Here is a 21073-nt window from a genome sequence, read left to right on the forward strand (position 1 = left end):
ATTTGTTAAGAAATTACCGGTGGAGTTTATTCCTGATCCTGCTCAGGGACACAGGGGTAATACCCAGATAAGAAGCGATGTATTGCAAGGGAACTCTTTGCAGGATGTGCGGTTGATCACGGATCAGCGCCTCATAGCGCTCCTGCGGCGTATCGCGGATCTGGGATATGAACATGCTGGCGTAACGCAGCAAACGTTGAAACATAATTTCTTCCATCTTTGGCCTTAACCCCGGCGTGCTGTCAATTACCAGCTCCAGGTTTTCTTTGGAAATCTTATAGAGCCTGGCGGCAGTAATGGTTTCTATAGTACACATACTCGGCTGACCGGTACGGAAACTCTCAATGGAAGACACCCCCTCTCCTTCAAAGAAAAACTGGAAAGTGGTATCTTTCCCCTTATTGTTAAACCACACGCGCACGGCGCCTTCTATGATGAAATAGGCATACCGGGATACTTTGCCTTCCTCCAGCAAAACGGATCTGGCGGGTACGCTGATTTCTTCATAGAGATGCCGGTACTGCGACCAATCAATGTATTCTGATCCTCTCATAAATGTTGCAGCTGAAAATATCCGAGATGAACAGGATCGGCGATCGCATCGGTTGCTGGTGTAATTTCCAATGTGTACTTTTCTTTCAGATGCGCCGGTAAAATATCCTTTACGTTATGCACATCATCCACGTCTACGCCATACTTATCATCAACGTGCGAGGTAGCCTCTCCGAAAGAGGTATGCTTGTAAAAGGTCGTTTGTTTGGATGCCCGGATCGACGCGCCGATATCTTTTTGTACGCTGAGAATTTTGTAATGAAACTCTTCCATCTCATCGGGCTTATAACCGCCCAGGTTCAGGAAAAACAATTGCATTTCCTGGTGCAGGGTTTCTTTTTTCTCCACTACCCTGATCCTATGGTTATCCACAAAGTTCACTTCCCTGTAACCATCGATGTGCAGTTTGTCTTTGGCCTCCGGCCAGAAGGCCCTCATATCAGGGATAAGATCGCGCAGGTGATGCCCGATCCCAAAAAACACATCGTGTTGTTCTGTATGACGCCCTTCCAGCGAACATCCCAACACCAGCATAAACAATTTTAACTCCGCCATTTTTTACTGTTTGCAGTAAGAAAGATACAGCATTTTTAGTTCTTGCATATGCCTTCATAAATTATACGATAGTAAGATGAAAATGCTGACCTGCCTTCAATTGCAGTGATGTGGCCAGTTGAATAGTAACGTAACCATTTTCTTCTTTAAAAGTGGCCGGTGTTTTCTTATCTCCCAACAATACCTGTTTCACACCGGTACGCTGAAAGCACAAGGTATTTATTTGCAGCCGGCCATACTTTAGCTGCAGCGTATGATTACTACCCTGTTGTGTATAAGTGCCCCACCCTTCGGCAGTAACAAAAGGCGCTTTAAAATTTTCCCGGTTGATGGCAGGTGCAAAAGCAATAAAACCTTTAGGACCATGATAACGGAATCCGCTGGCGGTAACAAAAGTGCCATAGCTGGCCATGGCGCGCGCGTAGTGGTCGCTGCATTCTATTTCATTAAATGGGTTGCGCTTCACGGCGTGGTAACGGTCGTGTATAGCGCGGGTAAGCGTAAGCGCTTCATCGGTCATGCCTTCCGCCATCATATGCGCTGCCACCTGGTGTTCAAAGCCACTCATGCATTCATTAAAGTACCCGAGCTGCCACGCATCTTTCACACCAAAAGGAAACTCCTCATTGCGGGGATTGGTGTTCAGGATCATGCCTCCTTCACCTGCGAGGGCATAGGGCCGGCCTCCGGGATGAGCGGCTATATAATGCCCTACGTCTGCCTTAAAATTATATTTATACAATGCTTTTAAAGCCGACAATGTTTTTTCGCGGTCAATTACCCGGTCCATACCCACCTGGAAAGCCCAGCTCTGGCCATATACCTGGTCGATATGACAAGTATTGTAAGAACCGATCACCGATCTTCCTTTCACCTTATCCGGCTGATGAATAAAATATTCGCCATTGAACAACTGCGTTTCCATGTTCCGTTTTCCTTTCTCCGTATAGTCGTTACAGATAGTAGCGAATGCAGTATCATTTACTTCTGCGGCCATGAGTGCAGCCGCTTTAACGGCAGCGATGCACAATCCCACAATCCAGGCGATTTCCCCGTCCCAAACAGCATCCAGCGTATTTTCCATCGGCGTATCTTCCATGCCGTCGTTGTTGCGGTCCTGGCGGATCAGGAAGAGCGTAGCCTTCTTTATATTGGGCCAGTTTTGTTGCAGGAAAGCATGATCGCTGCTCATCTGGTGTTCGCGGTAAATGCGTAGTATGGTGCCTGCCTGTCCGTCGATAGCGGGGCGCTTCTCTGCTTCGCCGCGGAACAGGATGCCGCCGTCGGGCATCTGGCCAATGCCGAGGTCTACCCGTTGCCGGGTATCGCGCTCCAGCGCCGGGAATATGCGGCCAACAGCCTGTGCATACTGCCATACGTGGGTGCAGGTACCTTCACAGGCGCCCACGCCTTCCCATGCATAAAAGCGGCCCGACCTGAAGCGGTGCGCCGTGGTAGTAGCGAGTGTGGATATGTTGAGAAAAGTGCGCTCCATAAACCACCACGGCAACGATGCGTCGTACCAGGTATTCTTCCACTGGCGGCTTTCTCCGGCCAGGCGGGCATAATTTTCCAGTACATATTTCATTACTGCAGCAGCATCTGTAAACTTATTGGCGTAGTAGCGTCCTTCTCCCTGGATGTCTTTGAAATGCAGGTTGGCCGCGTACCAGCTGATGGCAAAATCAGTACGTATAGCCCTTCCCGGTAGTATGGCATGCCTGGTGGCAACGGTACCGGTTAACTTCTCTCCCGTTCCTTTTACTGCCTGCTTTGCAGACATCAGGGAAAAATGTGCGTCCGTTAATTCACCGGTGGGCATGGCCGGGCTTACCATTACTTTATTGCCCGCTGCCGCGATACAAAAATTTCCGTAGTCGTACTGTTGCTGAAAATCTTTATCATTGCCGCTTTTGGTACGTACCGTTTCATAAATGCCCTGCCAGTTCTTTCCTTTCACAGAAGTATTCACACGTTCGTGAGCATCGCCGGCAGAATAAATAGCCGTTTTGTTTTCCAGCCATCCGAGAATGGTGGCGGTAACAGGCACCCTATCCTTGTTTTCTATTTTATAAGATAGAATGGTAACGGGCAATCCGGAATCATCTTCATTCAAAGGAATAAAAGGAGAAAATGCTTCCAGCGTAACCGCTACCGGCAGCGCGGGATCGGTATAACGGATAGTGGCTATCGGATACGTTGCTTCAAAACTGATTTCAGGCCAGCTTTCCTCATCGAACTTCCGGATAATGGTTTGTCCGCCCCAGCTAAGCTGCAACGCAAATCCCTGGTCCAGCGGCCGGATATTTTTTGATGGCTCAATATAACACGCCCCATCGCGGGAGCGCACTTTTTTGCCACCATCCAGCACATTGGCACTATAGTTAACTACTTTGGGTTCTATTCCTTCCTGGTTTTTATTAAAAATATCCCAGAGCCACAGGCGGCCATCACCACCGAGATACACGGTACCGCACATGATCCCTCCTACCGGCATACCGATATATTGCAGCTCATTCCTGCTTTTGAGATAAGTGGTAGCATTGCCCCGTTCGTAGAGGGAAGCGATCCAGGCCGCATCCGGCTGCCGGGTAAACAACAAGTGGCCACAGGCGGCCATAGCGCTGCCTAACACCGGCAGGCGCACGGTTAGTGCGCCGGCCATTGTTAAACCTATATTTCTTAAAAATTTTCTACGTTCAATACCCATAAAGAAGTGTTTTATTTCCAGGCAGTACGGGTATAACGCGGGGGTATAACGCCTTACAGGCATTATTCTCATTGTTCAATGTCATATTCTCCTGCCGGATGTTAATCATAACCAGTGGTAAAGCAATATATACAACCTTCCGTAAGGATTACACCGTATGTTAAGGGAGCGTCAGTAAATGTGAATAAATCATCAGCGGGGATTTTGTCTTACTCCGGATTAAACTGCGTAAAACAACCTTCACGTGCTACCAAACAAAAGTAGCTACTTCTCCGCTGCGTAAGGAAGCGGCAGCTGCTTTGTTTTTTACTTTAATCTGGAAATCCTGGGCAGCCGCATCTGTGTTTACTACAATCAGAACGGTTTTACCTCCTGGCGTTAAAAAGGCGACGTTATCAAGCGGCCCTGCAATATTTGAAGCAATCCTTACAGAACCAGCCGGCACAAACTTAGCAGCATGGCCTATTACATAGTAGGAGGAGTTGCGGGAAATGGACTGGCCATCAATGGTAATACCACCCAGGCACTGGGAGCAGCCGCCCTGATCCGTATGAGGATTCCAATGCGCATCAGCAGCGAGGTTCCATTGCAATACGTTGCGGCTCCAGTTGCGGGTGGCGCCCACTATCAGTTTGCTGACATTGTTTTTCAGCTCATGAGAGAAACTGCCTTTACCATCGGACCACTGCTCTGTAAAGTAGAGATGCTTAGCCGGGAACTCGTCGTGTACTTTACTCAGCGCATCAATAGTGCCTCCATACAGGTGAAACGCAGAACCATCTATGTAAGGATAAGCGGCTTTGTCTCTTAAAATAGTGAGCGGGTATTCCGGCTTATCGCAGTTGTGATCATACAGGATGATCTTTGTTTTCACACCGGCTTTTTTAAAAGCAGGGCCCAGGTGATCTTTGATAAAAATGGCCTGGTCTTCCGCCAGCATTAGCATGCTGGGATTATTTTTAGGATGCAGCGGTTCATTCTGGATGGTGATGGCATCGATCGTGATACCAGCGGCTTTCATCGTCTTTATATACTTTACAAAATACTGTGCATAAGCGCCGTAATATTCCGGTTTCAGGCTGCCACCAATAAACGAGTTATTTGTTTTCATCCAGGCAGGTGGTGTCCAGGGAGATCCTAATATTTTAATAGCCGGGTTTAGTGCTACAATTTTTTTCAGTACGGGGATCAGGTCTTTTTTTTCTTCGTTGATATTGAAATGCTTCAGCTCCGGATCTGTTTGTCCGTCGGGCATATCATCATAGGTAAATACAGATGCGCTCAAATCGGAAGCGCCGATGCTGAGACGCAGGTAGCTAATGCCGATGCCATTACCTTTTGTGAGAAACAATTCCTTCAGCAAGGCATCCTGTTGTGCGGCGGGCAGCTGGTTGATCAGCGTGGCACTGCCGCCAGTGAGGGTAAAGCCAAAGCCATCTATCGGCTGAAACTTTGTTGTGGCATCCACTTCAATGGTAGCCATATTTTTATCCTGTGTGGTAAACGGCAGTGTAGTTGCCTGCTGTTGCAGGGCAATGGATTTGTCGGGAGATGTTAACCAGTAACGGATCTCTTTATTTTTTTTCTGCTGACTTATTGCGGGCTGGACACTTCCTGTCAGCAAGGCGAGGCAACATAGCAGTTGTCCGGTTCTCTTCATCATAGCAAAGGATTATTAATCGGTAAAAGTATTCAGGAATTCCCGTATTTTCTTCTTTTTTGAAGAAATACAGGAACTCCTGAATGAAGGGATCATTACTCCCACTCTTTGCTCTGCTTCAGACTTGTGTTTTGCAGTTCCAGCGCAGGAATCGGCAATATTTCATTCTTAGGTTTAAAGCTTCTTTTATCGATAGCGTTCAGTACGGCGGATGCCTGCCCGGTTCTTACCAGGTCGAGGAAACGGTGTCCTTCTCCGGCCAGTTCAAGACGTCTTTCTTTAAAGATATTGTCGAAAGTGGCATCTACGGGTGTTAGTCCAACGCGGGCGCGTACGGCATTGAGCAACTGATAAGCGCGACTGCCGCTGCCACTGCCTTCTCCTGCTTTCACGCGGGCTTCTGCTTCCATCAGGTAAGTATCTGCCAGGCGTATTTCATACAGGTTTTGCGGAAAGTTCAGTTCCATGTTGCCACCACCCTGGGAGATGTTGGCAGTACGGCCCACAAATTTATTCAGGAAGAAGCCCGTGTTATCAAAACTTTCCGAGTAGGTTGCTTTACCTGCGGTCACGAGGCTTTTCATATCCAGGATGGTGGCGTTATAGCGCGGATCACCCCGCATAACGCTTTCCAGTTCTTTGGATACAAGCAGGAAACCCCATCCGGCCACATACTGGGAAGCCTCACTGGTAGCGGGTGTTGCCACCAGGCTGCGGGGACCGCAAAGGATATTCAGGATATTTCCATCGGTATTGGCTACGCCCGAAGTCCAGTTACCACCGGAAGTAGAAGTATAGGATATCTCAAAGATAGATTCGCTGGGGAATTTGTAGGCATCTTCTGATCTCCATAAATCGGCAAAATTCGGTACCAGTGTATAGTTGTATTTAGCGCTCGGCTGACCGGGAGTTTCGCCATTTACTTCTTTAAGTTCTGCAGCGGCTTCGGTCCATTTTTTTTCATACAGGTATACTTTCCCCAGCAAAGCATGTGCAACGCCTTTACCTACGCGGCCTCCTTCGGTAAGGCGTGGCGGCACGTCCGGCAGACTGGCTTCAGCGATGGCATCTTTCAGGTCTTGTTCAATCTGTTTGTATACTTCTTCCGGTGTGGCCTGGGTTACTTTCTTTACATCGTCAATAGGAAGTGGCGCTGTCATCAGCGGTACATTCCTGAATAAGCGCACCAGGTCGAAATAAAAATACGCACGCAGTAATTTTGCTTCTGCAGCATATCTCTTTTTCAGATTTTCATCCATTGGTACTCCCGGCAGCTTGGATAACAGGATATTGGCGCGGCTGATGCCTGAAAAGCCTCTCTTCCAGAGTTCATCCTGCGGACCGGTAAGCGGCGTAAGCAGGTCTAACCGGGTCATTACCTGGAACACATTAATATCACTGGGACTGGCGCCACCGGTCCAGTGGTCGTCTGATGCAGCATCCATAGCGCCTATCTTCGTGGTATAGTTGCCGGCCTGGTAGCCCACCATGTCATATACCGCTACCAACCCGTTAAATGCTTCCTGTTGATTGGAGTAGTAAGTACTTTCCAGGAAACTTCCTTTGGGAGGAACGGTGATGAATTTATCACTGCAGCTGCTCATTAACTGCATGCCTGCCGCTATGGCTACTATATATTTTAAGTTTCGTTTTTTCATTTTTGATCAGCTTTAAAATTATCAGAAAGTAACATTCAAACCACCCATAAAGGAGCGTGCCTGCGGATATACGCCACGGTCGATGCTCAACGCGTTGGTACCGCCTATTTCAGGATCGTACCCGGTATATTTGGTAATGGTGAGCAGGTTTTCGCTCATCACGTATACACGTATTTTCTGCAACCCGGTTCTCTTCACCAGCGTTGACGGCAGTGAATAACCTATCTGTAATGTTTTAATCCTGAAGTAGCTGCCATCTTCCAGGTAAAAAGAAGAAGGTCTGCTGTAGTTTTTATTTGGATCAGCAGCGGTAAGCCGTGGATAAGTAGTAGAAGGATTTTCCGGTGTCCAGCGTTCCAGGGCTTTGGTTTGCCAGTTTGCTTTTGGAATATCCAGGCGGCGTAATCCCTGGAAAATTTTGTTGCCGTTAACGCCCTGGCCAAATGCGATGATATCAAATCCTTTGTATGCGGCGCTGATGGTTAAACCATAAGTCCAGCTCGGAGTGGGATTACCGATGAAAGTCCGGTCTTTATCTGAAATGCTGCCATCACCATCGAGGTCTGCAAACTGGAAATCGCCTGGTTTTGCAGATGGCTGGATCTTGCCGCCTGTTTTATTGGTGTAGGCATCTATCTGTTGCTGATTCTGGAAAATGCCCATTAATTCATAACCATAAAAAGAGTTGAAAGCATGGCCTATTTCTGTTCTTACAATTTCGGGCATGTTCTGGAACCTTTCTTCCTTATCGTTTAAGCGGGTTACACCATCACCGAGATAGGTTACTTTGTTTCTCATGTAGGAAGCATTCCCATTGGCAGAAAATTCCACTTCACCGATCTTCCCGTGGTAGCCCAGTTCCAGCTCCACGCCACTGTTTTCCATGCTGCCCACGTTGGCCGCGGAGTTGTCGATAGCGCCTACAAATAAGGGCAGGCGGGGCTTCATCAGGATGTCTTTTGTTTTTTTGTTGTACCAGTCGAAGCTCAGTGTAATATTGCGTAACAGCGTAGCTTCAAAACCGATATTGGTTTGACTGGTGGATTCCCATTTCAGATTTGGATTGGCCGGTGCATTGGGGCTGTAACCAACGGTATAACCGAGCGGACCAAAATTATAATTCCTGCCGCTGCCGATAGTAGAAGCAAATGCCTGGTCGTCTATTTCATCGCTACCTACTGTACCGTAACCGCCGCGGAATTTGAGGAAGTCCACCACTTTATTTTCCGGCCAGAAACTTTCTTTGGAGGCCACCCATCCCAATGAATAAGAAGGGAAGATACCATACTGGTGGTTGGGGCCGAAGCGGGAGGAACCGTCGCGGCGCAGGATACCTTCTACCAGGTATTTTTCTGCATAGTTGTAGTTGATACGTCCGAAGAGGGAAGATACGCGGTGATCAATATTTTCCTTACCATCGGAGATACGGTTGGCCGCTGACGATTTAAAGTTAAGCGATGCCTCTTCAAAATTTGTGGCCGGGATGTCGTAGAACATTACATTGAGTTCCTTCAACCGGTTATCCATATAAGCGCCCTGCCCTGCGAGCAACGTGATGTTGTGCTTATTGAAACTGCGGGTATAGGAAACGATATTTTCAATGTTCCATGCATAGCTCTGATGCTGGCCGCGGTTAAAAGAGGTACGGGTATTTTTGGAAGAACTGTTCAGGTAATAAATAGGCGTAAATGTTTCATCTCCCCAGAAGGAAATTTTTGCACCTACAGTAGAGCGGAATTTCAATCCTTTAACCGGCTCCATTTCCAGGAAAGTATTACCTACCACGTTGTGCGACCAGTTGTAATTTCCAAGACGGGTACTGATATAAGCCAGTGGATTGGTAATTTCCTGCGCCACCTGGTCGGAGATGCCATAAAACTGTCCGGCTGCATTTTTCCGGGCGCCTGTTTGTGTGTATGCGCCTCCGGCAGATTCTGCCGGATCGGTGATCACGGCTTTGGTAATCGGATCCAGGTTGATGGCGGAACTCAGCGGTCCACCAAATTCATTATTGGTATTACCTATGCCGGTTGATTTCTCATAAGAATAACCAACGTTTTCGCCCCAGGTAAGCCAGGGAGTAATTTTATGCGTGGAATTCAGACGGAAGTTAACCCGTTCGTATTTGGAGATATCGGAAGCCACGATACCTTCCTGCTTCAGGTAACCAAAGGAGGAATAGAACGTAGATTTTTCGCTGCCGCCGCTGATGCTCAGTTCATGATTCTGGCGGATAGCGCTGTTGTTAAATATTTCAGCCTGCCAGTCGGTACCCTTGCCATAGGAAGAAGGATTGGCAAAAGGGGCGGTACCGCCATCATTTGTAACCGCTTCATTTCTTAAAGTGGCGTATTGCGTGGCATCCAGCAGTTTCAGTTTATGTGCCGGTGCGGAAGTGCCTAAGTAACCATTATAGCTCACGGATATTTTACCGCTCTTGCCTTTTTTGGTAGTTACGAGGATAACCCCCGCAGCGGCGCGTGCACCGTAAATAGCCTGGGAAGCCGCATCTTTCAGCACCTCCACGGATTCAATATCATATTGGTTCAGGTAGCCGATGCCGCCATTATCTACCACTACGCCATCTATTACCCACAGCGGGTTATTGTTGTTGAAAGAAGTGATGCCTCTCACGCGGACAGACGACGCCGAACCCGGCTGACCGGAACTGGCTGCCACTGTTAAGCCGGACGTGCGGCCCTGGAGTACCTGCTCCACGCGGGTTACGGGCTGGGATTCAATATCAGCAGCACGCACGCTGGAAATAGCGCCGGTCACCACACTTTTCTTCTGAATACCATAACCCACTACTACCGTTTCTGTGAGCGCAGTATTGGAGGGTTTCAGGCGAATACTCAAAGGACTGTTGGATACCGCTACTACTTTACTGTCGTATCCGATAAAAGATACCAGCAATAGGCTTTTATTGTTGGGTACTCTGATACTGAATTTACCTTCAGCATCTGCCGCAGTTCCGGTACCGGCATTCTGTACACGGATAGTAGCTCCCGGAATGGGTTCGCCTGTTTCAGATAACACACTACCGGTAACGGTTATACTGGAATCGGCGCTTTTTCCCGGAAGTATATTTACCAGGGTGATGCGCTTTCCTTCCATGACATAGGCCAGGGGTTGATTTTTCAGGCAGATGTCCAGGGCTTCCTTTACCGATACATTGCTGACATTTACGCTAACACGCGCAAATGAAGACAATAAGGCTTCGTCATACACCACAGATATACCCGCTTGTCGGGCCACTTCTTTCAGCACTTTTTTCAGGGGTGCATTTTTTTCCGAGAGTGTGATCTGCTGCGACAATCCTTTTGCGCTGATATGCAGGCAAGCTGTAAGAAGCAAAAAGGCGGTCATTTTCATAACGCAGAACATTTTGGTTGATAGTAATTTCCGGGTACAGGAAATTATACCACTAAAGTTTAATTGCATACTTTTGTAGTGTTTGGGAATTCTTGTAATGAAGTTCTTTGATTAAGGGACTGAAACTCAAGGGAATGCCCAGGCCATACCGGGAGTGTTGCGAGCACTTCCGGTTTTTTTCGGACATACCTTCCCCGGTTAACTTGTTTCGGTTGTTGTCATCTGTTTGAAATTTATCAGTTTTTACGTGGATTGCCGCAACGTGGAAGCTGCAATAATTAGCAAATATTAAAAGTGTTGTCTTGTTATTTTATTACGGTTAATTTTCTTCCTTCCAGGTTAAATTTCGCACCACTCGCTTCCAGCAGTTTCAACATTTCCGATAGCGGCAGGTTCCTGTTGATCCTCCCACCGAATAGCCTGTTGTCTGCATTTCTTGTATCTGTCTCAATATCATACCAGCGGGCTAACTGTCTCATAATTACATTTATATTAGCATTGTCAAATTCAAAGAATCCGGTCTTCCAGGCGGTTACCCCCGCTACATCTGCAGCGTATACCGACATCATGCCGGTGCTGTTACTGATAGCTGCCTGATCGCCGGGACGCAGGTACTTTTCTGCCTTACCAAGCTTCACTTTTACTGCACCACTGAGCAAAGTGGTTTTCACGGCGTCTTCATCGGCATAGGCCATAATATCGAACGCAGTGCCCAGTACCTGTACTTCTATGGCATTTACTTTTACAATAAACGGATGTTTCGCATCCTGCTTTACTTCAAAATAGCCCTGCCCTTCCATTTCCACGGTGCGGTTATTACCGGTAAAAGCAGTTGGATAACGCAGGCTGGAGGCTGAATTGAGCCATGCCTGTGTGCCATCCGGCAATTCCACGGTGAACTGCCCGCCGCGTGGTACTTTCAGTGTATTATATCCAACTGATGCATGATCGCCGGACACAGCGTACTCGAGTTTTCCGTTTTGTTGCTTCACTACCGTTGCACCCTGCCGGATCTCCTGTTTGCCTGCACTGTCGAGCGTAACCACCGAGCCATCGGCCAGTGTAAGTATGGCTTTGTTGGTACCCGGCATTACGTCTGTGATGAGCGGAGCAGCCGGTAAAGGTACTGCAGGCTTACGCAGGGTGTAAAACAAAGTAATGCCGGATGTTACCAACAAGGCTACTGTAGCTGCTATCGTCCAGTTACGGCGGAAGGATACCCGCATCGGTACCGCTTCTTCCTTACTGGTACTGATAGATTGCAACAACCGGGTTTCTATCCGGTTGCTCAGTTCTTCCGGAACAGCCGGCCGCTCCTGCATGATACGCTCAAAATCCTGTTGCATCACTGACAACAAAGGCTTATGCGCATCAGAGGTCAGCAGCCAGCTATATAAGGTGGCTATTTCCTCCGGGCTGCATTGCCCATCGAGGTATTTTTGCAATAGTGCTTCCTGGTAGTCTTCCGGTAAATTCATTATTATGCCAGAACCTTTTGAATACAGGCCCTGCATATAATATCCGGAAATGAAGAAAGAGGGTACCCCTCCGGGAAAATATTTTTTAAATAATGGTGGTAAGAAGATAGGTAGCCACCAGGATATCGCCATGACGGAAGATATAATCCTGTATAAACCGCATACTGAGAACCATATGCTTCTTTACGGTATCGCGGGAAATACCTAATATGGCGGCGGCTTCATCATATGTTTTGCCTTCCTGCCGGCACAGGCGGAATACGCTTTGCCGCTGGCTGGTCATCCGGCTTAATGCTTCCTGGAAAAGGCGGTCGTACTCCCGCGACCTTACCGTCAGATCAGTTAACCCGGTATCGTGGTGAGAGAGCTGCAAAAACAATTGCTCGCGCATTTGCTCATCGGTAGCCAGTTTGGCGATGGTTTTAAAAACGTGGTTACGGGCAATCCTGTAAAGATAACCGCTGAAAGAAAGCTTTGGGTTAATCCGTTCCCTGATTTCCCATATCTTCAGGAATACATCATGAACAAGGTCCTCCGCCAGGGAAGGCACTTTGCAAAAGCGTAACAGGTAGATATAGAGAGAAGAATGGTAGTGCCGGTAGATACTGGAAAAAGCCAATTCGTCGCCCCCTATCATCCTCAACAACACTTCTTCTTCAGATGGCATTCGCTCCATATGAGTTTAACAGGTTTTAATGATGCACACCGTTCCGGTGTAAATTATAAAAAACCACGGGAAATACAAATAACACGAATTTCACAACACTGGTGTATAGTTTACGCTTCCTGTATAAATGCCAGCGCCCTTTTTTCCGACCAGTAAAAATCGTCCCCGAATTTTACAAATCCCACATGGCCGCCCTGGTGCGGGGTTTCCAGGAAAAGGTATGGACTGTCGGCCGCTATCTCATAAGGATAACACTCCTTCCCCAGGAACGGATCATCTTTCGCATTGATTACCAATACCGGTATCCGGATGTAAGGCAGCAACGGCCGGGAACTGCATTGTTCCCAATAGGTAAGGGCATCTTTAAATCCATGCATGGGCGCTGTATAGCGATCATCGAATTGCCGGAACGACCGGATATCCGCATACCGGTCGAGGCTGATGCTCCCCGGAAACTGCAACTCCTTCAACCGCAGCTTCTCTCCCAGGTCGCGGATGAAGCGCTGCATATATATAATATTGTGTCTTTTCTCCAGCTCCGCAGAGCCGCTTTTCAGGTCACACGGCACAGAAATGGCTACAGCCGATTTTATCGCACTATCCAGCGACGCGCCCCTTTCTCCCAAATATTTTAATGTTACATTCCCTCCCAGTGAAAAGCCCACCAGGTGAATGGCCTTGTACTTTTTCAGCGACCCCAGGTATTGAATCACGGTATGCAGATCTTCCGTTTCGCCACTGTGGTAAAAACGGAGATTTTTGTTCGGCTCACCACTGCAGCCCCTGAAATTCATGGACACCGTATCAAAACCGGCGCTATTGAAGATATGCACCATCCCCAGCACATACTTGCGACTGGCATTGCCTTCCAGTCCATGCAGGATCACTACAATACGCTCATGCCCCTTCTCACTGAAATCCAGATCCAGGAAATCAGCATCGGGCGTAGCAATCCGCTCCCTCCTGTACACCGCCGGCCGGATGCTGCGGAATAAAGAGGGATAGATGGTGAGCATATGGCGATTCTGTAATAAAAAAGGCGCCTGGTAATCTGAGTTATGTAATACGGGCATCCCGCAAAATTACGAATTCAAACTCCTTAATCCGTATTTTCGCTACATGTCGCTACCCGTTTTTGGTATAGAGAAAATATTTAATCTTCCTTACAAAAAAGAGGATTTCAAAATAGTATATCATGCGCCGATCAATATGACGGTGATACCGGAAGCGCATAAACATGATTTTTTCATGCTGCTGGTAATTGGACAAGGGAGCGGTGTTCATACCATCGACTTTAACGATTATAAAGTAAGCCCCCGCACTGTATTTTTCCTGGCCCCCGGCCAGGCGCACCACTGGCAGCTGTCGAAGAACACCTCCGGCTACCAGGTGATGTTTTCTGCAGAGTTCATGCTACAGAAAGGGCCACTGTGGCCTTTTTTCACACCGGCATCCAAACCGCTGCTGAAGCTGGACCAGGCGCAATATGACCAGCTATTCCAGGAACTGCAGCTGATGGAGAAAGAAACCACCGCTGCAATTACGCAACACCGGCTGCAGATTATATTGCTGTTGCTGCAACGCTGGTATGCTGCCATCCACCCGGAGGAAGTAGCCGCCGCGGGGAATCACCTCATCAACCGTTTCCTGTTGCTGCTGGAAAAACATTATGCACAATATCATGAAGTAGCTTACTATGCTGCAAAGCTGCATGTTACGGCGAGTTACCTGAACCAGGTATGCAAGAAAGAAACCGGTAAAACCGCAGGTACTTACATCCGGGAACGGTTGCTGCTGGAGGCCAAACGTATGCTCACGCTCACCGACATGGATATAAAGGAAATTGCCTTTACGCTGGGCTTTAACGATACTTCTTACTTCTCCCGGTTCTTCAGAAAATATACTTCCCTAACTCCGATGGATTTCCGCCGTCAGTTATAAAATGTACCCGTGATATTATAACCAGTACCATTTTCCACCTGTATACCAGGATACCTTTGCAGGATAGCATAACATGAGTATGAAAAAAATACTGTTCTCTTCGCTGGTACTGCTTTGCGGGGTATCAGCATTCAGCCAGCAAAAAAAGGCCGATCTGCTGATCAGGTCTGTACGCATCATTGATGTAAAAACCGGTAAGATCACTGCCAACCAGGCCATTGCGGTGCGCAACGACAGTATCATTGCCGTGATGAATAACAAACAGGCCACGCAATACCAGGCCACGCAAACGGTAGACGGCCAGGGCAAATACGCCATGCCCGGTTTATGGGATATGCATATGCACTTTGGTGGCGGCGATACGCTGGCCGAAGAAAATAAAAACTTCCTGCCGCTGTATCTCGCCCACGGTATTACTACCATCCGCGATTGTGCAGCAGACATCAGCATGGACGTTTTAAAATGGCGCGATGCCATCAACAACGGGCAGTTACAAGGCCCCACCATTTTCACCTCCGGTCCAAAACTGGAAGGCTATAAATCCGTGTGGCTGGGCGACCTGGAAATAGGCACCTCCGCGGAACTGCAACAGGCACTGGATTCTCTCCAGAAACTGAAAGTAGATTTTGTAAAAATTACAGAGAATACCATTAAGCCGGATATATACCTGGAAGCACTGAAAGAAGCCAGGAAAAGAGGGATGTTTATTTCCGGGCACGTACCTTATGTACTTACCATGCAACAGGTAACAGACGCGGGCCTCAGCTCTGTAGAACACTTAACCTATGCGTGGAAAGCCGGTGTGAAAGATGATGCCGCTTTTGCACGCGCCATCGCCAACGGCGAAATAAAAGGAAAAGATATCAATAAATATATCCTCAACAACTTTGATACCGCCGCTGCTATGAACACCTACCGCCACATGGCAGAGAAAGGTACCTTCATAACGCCAACGCTTACACTGGGAAATGTAATGGCGTATTTTGACCAGGATAACCACGCACACGATCCCTACCTGCAATACATTGGCAAAGGACTCCAGCGTACTTATGAAATGCGTGTAAAGCGCGTAATAACAGACGACAGCGCCGCCATTGCCTGGCGTAAAATGATCTATGAAAAATCATCTTCCATACTGCCGCTGCTGCAGAAAGCCGGTGTTACCATTATGGCCGGCACCGATGCGGGTTACCTGAACTCATTTGATTATCCGGGTATAGGTCTTCACCAGGAACTGGCGCTGATGGTAAAATTCGGGCTTACGCCGCTGGAAGCATTACAGGCGTCTGTGATCAACTCACCCGCCTACCTGCATAAAACAAATTATGGCGCCATCGCTCCCGGTAAAAAAGCAGACATCCTGTTACTGGATGCCAACCCGGTAGCGGATATCCACAATACGCAGAAAATTTATGCGCTCGTAGTAAAAGGCAAGCTGCTTAACAGGGCCGCACTGGACAGGCTGTTACAGGATGTAAAAGATAAAACTGCGCGAACAAAGTAGCGGATTTTGTCTTTTTCAGGATTAGACTGATTTTACTGATTTAGGGATTTGATCACTTTTGATTTTAAAGGATTTTGGGAGATTTAAGCGGATATATTCGCTTAAATCTCCCAAATTTTTTTTTAATCCTTTATAAAATCCTAAAGTAAAATCAAAGTAATCAGTAAAATCAGTCTAATCCTGAAAAAGACAAATTCCGCTATTTTATCGCTGAGAACAGCCGTCCCCAACGGATGCGGTTATGATGAATACTCATCCAGATGATCCACGCTTTTCCCACAATATGATCTTCGGGAACATAGCCCCAGAAGCGGGAATCCATCGATTCACGGCGGTTATCCCCCATCATCCAGTAATAATCCATTTTGAAGGTATAGGTATTGGTTTCCTGGTTGTTGATATAGATTTTTCCATTCACCACCCGCAGCGTGTTGTGTTCATACGTATCTATGATACGGCTGTAGAAAGGCAATGTAAGCGTATCCAGCGTTACAGTGGTCCCTTTCCGGGGAATGTATAAAGGTCCGAAGCAATCCTCGTTCCAGTCGTAGTGTTTCGTATCAAAGGGGAACACCCGCGAATCAGCGAAGGCATCATACACATAGCGTTGCACGGTAGCGCCCATAGCTTTCAGGGTATCTATATTGGCGGTGGTGAGGTTGTAAATAAACATGCCCGAATCGCGGGTAGCCCGCTGGATATGATCTGTTCCCAGTACATCCCGCATAGAGTCGCTGAGTTCTTTTTTATCCGGCATGGTAACATAATACCGCGCTTCAAAGTGTTCCGGTGAGGCCGTGGGCGCATGATTGATATACACGATGCCGTCGATGATCTGCAGCGTGTCACCCGGAACAGCGATGCATCGCTTGATCCAGTTTTCTCTTTTGTCGACCGGCCGGATTACGGGAGGAGGATAATTTTTATGAACGTATTCCGCACCAAGCGACCGCATATTCGTGTAGTAGTCCTCATCATCGCCAGTAATGGTTTTCAATACGGTATCCCCGCAGGGATAATTAAATACCACCACATCATTGTGTTGAATACTGCTGAAGCCCGGCAAACGTGTATAGGGCCATTGAACAGCGGTGGAAAAGGGTTTGGTGTTTCTGGTAAACGGAAGGGTGTGATGGGTAAAAGGCCATGCCAGTGGTGTGATGGGGATACGCGGACCGTAGCTGATTTTGCTGACAAAAATAAAATCGTTGATCAGCAATGTTTTTTCCATAGAAGCGCTGGGGATAACAAAAGCTTCAAAGATAAAGGTACGGATAAGGGTAGCGGCAACCACAGCAAAAAGAGCAGCTTCTATCCATTCTCTCACCTTCGATTTCTTCCGGGTACCTTCCTCTGGCTGCTTTACATCGCTGAAAGAAAAATTCATTTTACACGTGGTTTTGGATAAGTAACTACTAACAATTTAATTAATTATACCCACATCTTTTCAAAATTTATATGGACAAAAAGGGCTGCTGTAATGACGCAGTAAGCAACGGGTAAAAACCTTTACAGCATTATCATACAGCCAAAATCAGCCTTTACTGCGATGAGACATCTGCGTTATTAAAAGCACGCATTTTATTGTACTATTATACCCGTTTCTGCAAAAAAGTATTATCTTCCGTAATTCTTTTTAAAAAATTTCAACAAGATAAAATCGTTTTATTAAATTGCTCTGCGTAACCACTTCAGTAGTTACACATTTACCCACGTTCCAAACATACACGTTCCAAACATAATTACCATGCATACGTCGAGACGTTCATTCATACAACAAACCGGGCTGATAGCCGCAGGTATGATGTTGCCCGGTGCTTTGGCCGCCATGACCGGCAACAAAGCGCTCCCAAAGAAAATAGGTTTGCAGCTGTATACCCTCCGCGACCAGCTGGCCAAGGATCCTAAAGGTACGCTGGCCAAAGTAGCAGGTATCGGCTACAAAGAAGTAGAAACTTTTTACGGCTTCCAGGGTGCAGACGATAAAGGAGAATTCTGGGGACTGAAGCCCGCCGAACTGAATGCCGTATTGAAACAACACCAGCTTAGTACACCCAGCGGCCACTATCAGCTCAACGATTACCTGACCAAAGGCAATGGTAATGCGGATGCCCTGCAGCCACAGATCGACCTGGCTGCTGCACTCGGACAACAATATTTTATCGTTCCGGTACTCCCGCTCTCCCTCTGGGATAAGAAACTGGGCGCTGACGATTATAAGTTCATGGCCGAACAACTGAATAAAGCCGGTGAACAATGTAAAAAAGCAAACCTGAAGATCGGTTATCATAACCACTACTGGGAATTCAAACCGCTGGCAGACAGCAACAGCACTGGTTATGAAATCATGCTGAAAGAAACAGATCCCGCACTCGTTGCCTTTGAACTGGATCTTTTCTGGGCGGTAAAATCCGGTCGTGATCCAATCACCCTGTTTAAAGAAGCACCGGGCAGATTTGTAGCCTGGCATGTGAAAGACATGGACAAAGCTAATACGGCCAGTCTTACCGCCAGCGGCACAGAAAACAAAACCTCTATGGAGCTGCTCTCCGGTGTTACTTTTGCAGAAGTAGGAACCGGCAGCATCAACTTCTCCAAAATATTTGCCCAGGCAAAACTTGCCGGTGTAAAACATCTCTTCGTAGAGCAGGATAAAATCACTATCGATCCGTTCGACAGCGTAACGCAGAGTTATAAATACGTGAAGAACGTTTTGCTGAAATAACGGAGTTTGTCTTTTTCAGGATTAGACTGATTATACTGATTGAGGGATTTTACTTTTGGATTTTATAAATGATTTTAAAAGATAAAGGGAGATACAAGCGGGTATTCGCTTATATCTCCCTTTATCTTTTAAAATCAAAAGTGATCAAATCCCTCAATCAGTATAATCAGCCTAATCCTGAAAAAGACAAAATTCGCGTAGTTTTGCACCAAAGCAACTAACATATGGCGATGCATGAAATTGAAACATTGGTGGAACTATCTGTTCTTTGCCTGGATAAAAGCCAGGAAGAAGAACTGGATCGCAGGAGCCTCTTTTTTAATCTGTACAAATTACAACAGCAATACGATACCGGGTTTACCCATTTCCGGGTAATGGATGTATTAATCAAACATCATTTCGTATATACCTTTCCCGTTACTGCGCATCCGGCTTATGCCGCGCATGCTGCCTGGTTTGATGCATTGGCTGCCAGTAAAAAGTTTAGCTTCATTTATGAAGAACCCACTGCTGAATGGAACCAGGAAACCAATCCTGTAGCGGGTTACGCTAACTTCGATTTCGCCACTCAATCCTATATTTTATACTGCGATGCCGGCTCCGCTCTCTGGGCGGCTATGGTAGCCAATGGCACCCTCACCGGCGATGACGCCATAGCGCCGGAAAAGATGGACACTTTCCCGCTGGCGCACGAAGTGGCAGAAGCCGCCGGGGAACAAAAAGATAAAGACGTGCTGGGCCTGTGGTATCAGTTCCTTCCTTACCTGGTAATGGAAGCGGAACAGGAAGGTGAACCCATTCATTATAAAGCGCTGGAAGCCATACTGGAACTGGTAGTAGCCAATGATGCCATCCCGGATGAAGGATTGCCTCCGGCAGATGAACTGCCCGTAGGTGGTGAGCTGGGGAAATTCTGTAAGTGGTGGTACGCCCCTGCAGCAGATAAGATGCCTGCAACAGCGCCGGAAGAAGTAGAAGAAGAAATAGACCTCGAAACTGTACCATTTACAGAACAGGTGGATAAAAGCGCCGCCTGGTACGAGCAACAGGTGGTGCAGATCCTCCAGGATGCCAATGCGGCCATCACGCATATGGAAGACAGTGGCCCCAATGAAGCCACACAACGAAACGTTTATGAACGCCTGCAACAAGGATTAGTGTACGCTGATAAAGGACTGGAGTTGTCGCCCGGCCAGCCGCCGCTGCTCATGAACAAAGGCTCCATACTAATGCTGCTGGAACAATACGATCAGGCGCTGGCCGTTTATAACGAAGCGCTGGCCATTGCACCCGAAAATCCATATGTACATCTGAACCGGGCAGTACTCTTTTATCATATGGAACGGATCCCGGAAGCCATTGCCTCTTTTGAACACCTGCTGCAACTGGAACCGGGAAATGAATTTGCGCAACAGTGGCTTTCACATCTAAAAAACGGAGGGTGATTATCATCGCGCCTGCCGGCGGATATTAAAAGATCTGAAGCATAAAACTACCTGGCGCCTGCCTGTTGCAGCATTTGTACGATCTCTTTATAATTTCTTTTCTGTGCATGTTGCAAAGGCGTTACGCCGTCTTTGTCCGCTATATTCACATTGGCGCCCGCAGCAATCAGCATTTTTACCACCTGCTGATGCGCGGCGCCACCCTGGCCTAATATCACGGCCTCCAGGAGAGCGGTCCAGCCCAGGCGGTTGATGTGATCCACCGGGAAATTTTTATCCGCCAGCAATACCGCTATTACTTCAAGATGCGCACGCTCACAGGCAGGAATCAGCGCAGAGCCGCCGTAGCGGTTATATACTTTATAATCTGCTCCGGGCATGTATAACTTTACCATATCCGCATAACCTTCAGCACCGGCATACAGGAAGGGCGAGTTTAACAGCTGATCCTGCGCATTTACATTGGCGCCGGCAGCCGTCAATAATTTCGCGGCAGCAGTGTGATGATGATAGGTAGCCACCATTAATGGCGTGCGTCCCTGTGCATCTTTTGCCTCCAGCTGTTCGCCCCTGGCTATAGCTGCTTTAATGGCGCTGGTGTCGTTTCCGGCTGCCGCTTTGAAAATTGTATTATCACGTATCATCGTCTCCTTTTCTTTTTGTGCGCAGGCCGGATGTATGATCCAGAGCAGGCCCAGTAATAAAGTTAATCGCATTATGGAGGTTTGTTACACGAAAATAAAGCACCGTAGCGGTGATCAATGGTGTTATTCATGCATAAAACAGGACTAATTAAAACTACC

15 protein-coding genes are annotated in these 21073 nt (G+C 47.5%); 4 read left to right on the plus strand and 11 right to left on the minus strand.

What is annotated here, in order from left to right; translation table 11 throughout:
• Positions 1-13: 13 nt before the first annotated feature.
• The 9 genes from B5Z18_RS15115 to B5Z18_RS15155 all read right to left on the minus strand — a co-directional run bounded on the left by B5Z18_RS15115 (position 14) and on the right by B5Z18_RS15155 (position 13728).
• Positions 14-553 carry a Crp/Fnr family transcriptional regulator gene (locus tag B5Z18_RS15115; protein ID WP_079470319.1) on the minus strand — a complete coding sequence of 180 codons (540 nt, stop codon included), beginning with the start codon at positions 551-553 and terminating at the stop codon, positions 14-16.
• On the minus strand, positions 550-1107 hold the full coding sequence (locus B5Z18_RS15120; RefSeq protein WP_079470320.1) for a DUF1543 domain-containing protein: 558 nt from the start codon (positions 1105-1107) through the stop codon (positions 550-552). The genes B5Z18_RS15115 and B5Z18_RS15120 overlap by 4 nt, the downstream gene beginning before the upstream one ends.
• A 61-nt stretch (positions 1108-1168) precedes the next feature.
• Entirely contained in the window at positions 1169-3817 is a 2649-nt protein-coding gene (locus B5Z18_RS15125; RefSeq protein ID WP_079470321.1) for a GH116 family glycosyl-hydrolase, read from the minus strand.
• A gap of 247 nt (positions 3818-4064) precedes the next feature.
• Positions 4065-5480: a glycoside hydrolase family 30 protein gene (locus tag B5Z18_RS15130; RefSeq protein ID WP_079470322.1), complete on the minus strand. Its 1416-nt coding sequence runs from the start codon at positions 5478-5480 to the stop codon at positions 4065-4067.
• Between the two features lie 92 nt (positions 5481-5572).
• Complete coding sequence (locus B5Z18_RS15135) at positions 5573-7135, minus strand: RagB/SusD family nutrient uptake outer membrane protein (protein WP_079470323.1); 1563 nt, start codon at positions 7133-7135, stop codon at positions 5573-5575.
• Positions 7136-7156: 21 nt separating this feature from the next.
• Positions 7157-10510 carry a SusC/RagA family TonB-linked outer membrane protein gene (locus B5Z18_RS15140; RefSeq protein ID WP_079470324.1) on the minus strand — a complete coding sequence of 1118 codons (3354 nt, stop codon included), beginning with the start codon at positions 10508-10510 and terminating at the stop codon, positions 7157-7159.
• 305 nt (positions 10511-10815) lie between these two features.
• Positions 10816-11988: a FecR domain-containing protein gene (locus B5Z18_RS15145; RefSeq protein WP_159454318.1), complete on the minus strand. Its 1173-nt coding sequence runs from the start codon at positions 11986-11988 to the stop codon at positions 10816-10818.
• An 85-nt stretch (positions 11989-12073) separates the two neighbouring features.
• Positions 12074-12664 carry an RNA polymerase sigma factor gene (locus B5Z18_RS15150; protein WP_079470326.1) on the minus strand — a complete coding sequence of 197 codons (591 nt, stop codon included), beginning with the start codon at positions 12662-12664 and terminating at the stop codon, positions 12074-12076.
• A 101-nt stretch (positions 12665-12765) separates the two neighbouring features.
• Complete coding sequence (locus B5Z18_RS15155; protein WP_079470327.1) at positions 12766-13728, minus strand: YheT family hydrolase; 963 nt, start codon at positions 13726-13728, stop codon at positions 12766-12768.
• Between the two features lie 46 nt (positions 13729-13774).
• On the opposite strand from B5Z18_RS15155, the gene B5Z18_RS15160 reads away from it, so the two are divergent.
• Entirely contained in the window at positions 13775-14596 is an 822-nt protein-coding gene (locus B5Z18_RS15160; protein ID WP_079470328.1) for a helix-turn-helix domain-containing protein, read from the plus strand.
• A gap of 79 nt (positions 14597-14675) precedes the next feature.
• Complete coding sequence (locus B5Z18_RS15165; protein ID WP_079470329.1) at positions 14676-16100, plus strand: amidohydrolase family protein; 1425 nt, start codon at positions 14676-14678, stop codon at positions 16098-16100.
• Positions 16101-16299: 199 nt separating this feature from the next.
• Here the strand turns inward: B5Z18_RS15165 and lepB are convergent, their stop codons facing one another.
• The gene (gene lepB / locus B5Z18_RS15170; RefSeq protein ID WP_079470330.1) at positions 16300-17487 is read right to left on the minus strand and encodes a signal peptidase I; all 1188 of its coding nucleotides are present in this window, start codon (positions 17485-17487) and stop codon (positions 16300-16302) included.
• A 360-nt stretch (positions 17488-17847) separates the two neighbouring features.
• On the opposite strand from lepB, the gene B5Z18_RS15175 reads away from it, so the two are divergent.
• Positions 17848-18825, plus strand: coding sequence for a sugar phosphate isomerase/epimerase family protein (locus B5Z18_RS15175; protein ID WP_079470331.1), 978 nt, complete (start codon positions 17848-17850; stop codon positions 18823-18825).
• A 224-nt stretch (positions 18826-19049) separates the two neighbouring features.
• Positions 19050-20270, plus strand: a complete 1221-nt coding sequence (locus tag B5Z18_RS15180; RefSeq protein ID WP_079470332.1) for a tetratricopeptide repeat protein — start codon at positions 19050-19052, stop codon at positions 20268-20270.
• A gap of 47 nt (positions 20271-20317) precedes the next feature.
• Here the strand turns inward: B5Z18_RS15180 and B5Z18_RS15185 are convergent, their stop codons facing one another.
• Entirely contained in the window at positions 20318-20986 is a 669-nt protein-coding gene (locus tag B5Z18_RS15185; protein WP_079470333.1) for an ankyrin repeat domain-containing protein, read from the minus strand.
• Positions 20987-21073: the final 87 nt, after the last annotated feature.

The organism is Chitinophaga ginsengisegetis (genome assembly GCF_900168065.1).
GTDB classification, from domain to species: domain Bacteria; phylum Bacteroidota; class Bacteroidia; order Chitinophagales; family Chitinophagaceae; genus Chitinophaga; species Chitinophaga ginsengisegetis.

Bases quoted from the DNA above. Each gene is read 5' to 3' on its own strand.
- B5Z18_RS15115 (WP_079470319.1), bottom strand. From the start codon at position 553: ATGAGAGGATCAGAATACATTGATTGGTCGCAGTACCGGCATCTCTAT.
- B5Z18_RS15120 (WP_079470320.1), bottom strand. From the start codon at position 1,107: ATGGCGGAGTTAAAATTGTTTATGCTGGTGTTGGGATGTTCGCTGGAA.
- B5Z18_RS15125 (WP_079470321.1), bottom strand. From the start codon at position 3,817: ATGGGTATTGAACGTAGAAAATTTTTAAGAAATATAGGTTTAACAATG.
- B5Z18_RS15130 (WP_079470322.1), bottom strand. From the start codon at position 5,480: ATGATGAAGAGAACCGGACAACTGCTATGTTGCCTCGCCTTGCTGACA.
- B5Z18_RS15135 (WP_079470323.1), bottom strand. From the start codon at position 7,135: ATGAAAAAACGAAACTTAAAATATATAGTAGCCATAGCGGCAGGCATG.
- B5Z18_RS15140 (WP_079470324.1), bottom strand. From the start codon at position 10,510: ATGAAAATGACCGCCTTTTTGCTTCTTACAGCTTGCCTGCATATCAGC.
- B5Z18_RS15145 (WP_159454318.1), bottom strand. From the start codon at position 11,988: ATGAATTTACCGGAAGACTACCAGGAAGCACTATTGCAAAAATACCTC.
- B5Z18_RS15150 (WP_079470326.1), bottom strand. From the start codon at position 12,664: ATGGAGCGAATGCCATCTGAAGAAGAAGTGTTGTTGAGGATGATAGGG.
- B5Z18_RS15155 (WP_079470327.1), bottom strand. From the start codon at position 13,728: ATGCCCGTATTACATAACTCAGATTACCAGGCGCCTTTTTTATTACAG.
- B5Z18_RS15160 (WP_079470328.1), top strand. From the start codon at position 13,775: ATGTCGCTACCCGTTTTTGGTATAGAGAAAATATTTAATCTTCCTTAC.
- B5Z18_RS15165 (WP_079470329.1), top strand. From the start codon at position 14,676: ATGAAAAAAATACTGTTCTCTTCGCTGGTACTGCTTTGCGGGGTATCA.
- lepB (WP_079470330.1), bottom strand. From the start codon at position 17,487: ATGAATTTTTCTTTCAGCGATGTAAAGCAGCCAGAGGAAGGTACCCGG.
- B5Z18_RS15175 (WP_079470331.1), top strand. From the start codon at position 17,848: ATGCATACGTCGAGACGTTCATTCATACAACAAACCGGGCTGATAGCC.
- B5Z18_RS15180 (WP_079470332.1), top strand. From the start codon at position 19,050: ATGGCGATGCATGAAATTGAAACATTGGTGGAACTATCTGTTCTTTGC.
- B5Z18_RS15185 (WP_079470333.1), bottom strand. From the start codon at position 20,986: ATGCGATTAACTTTATTACTGGGCCTGCTCTGGATCATACATCCGGCC.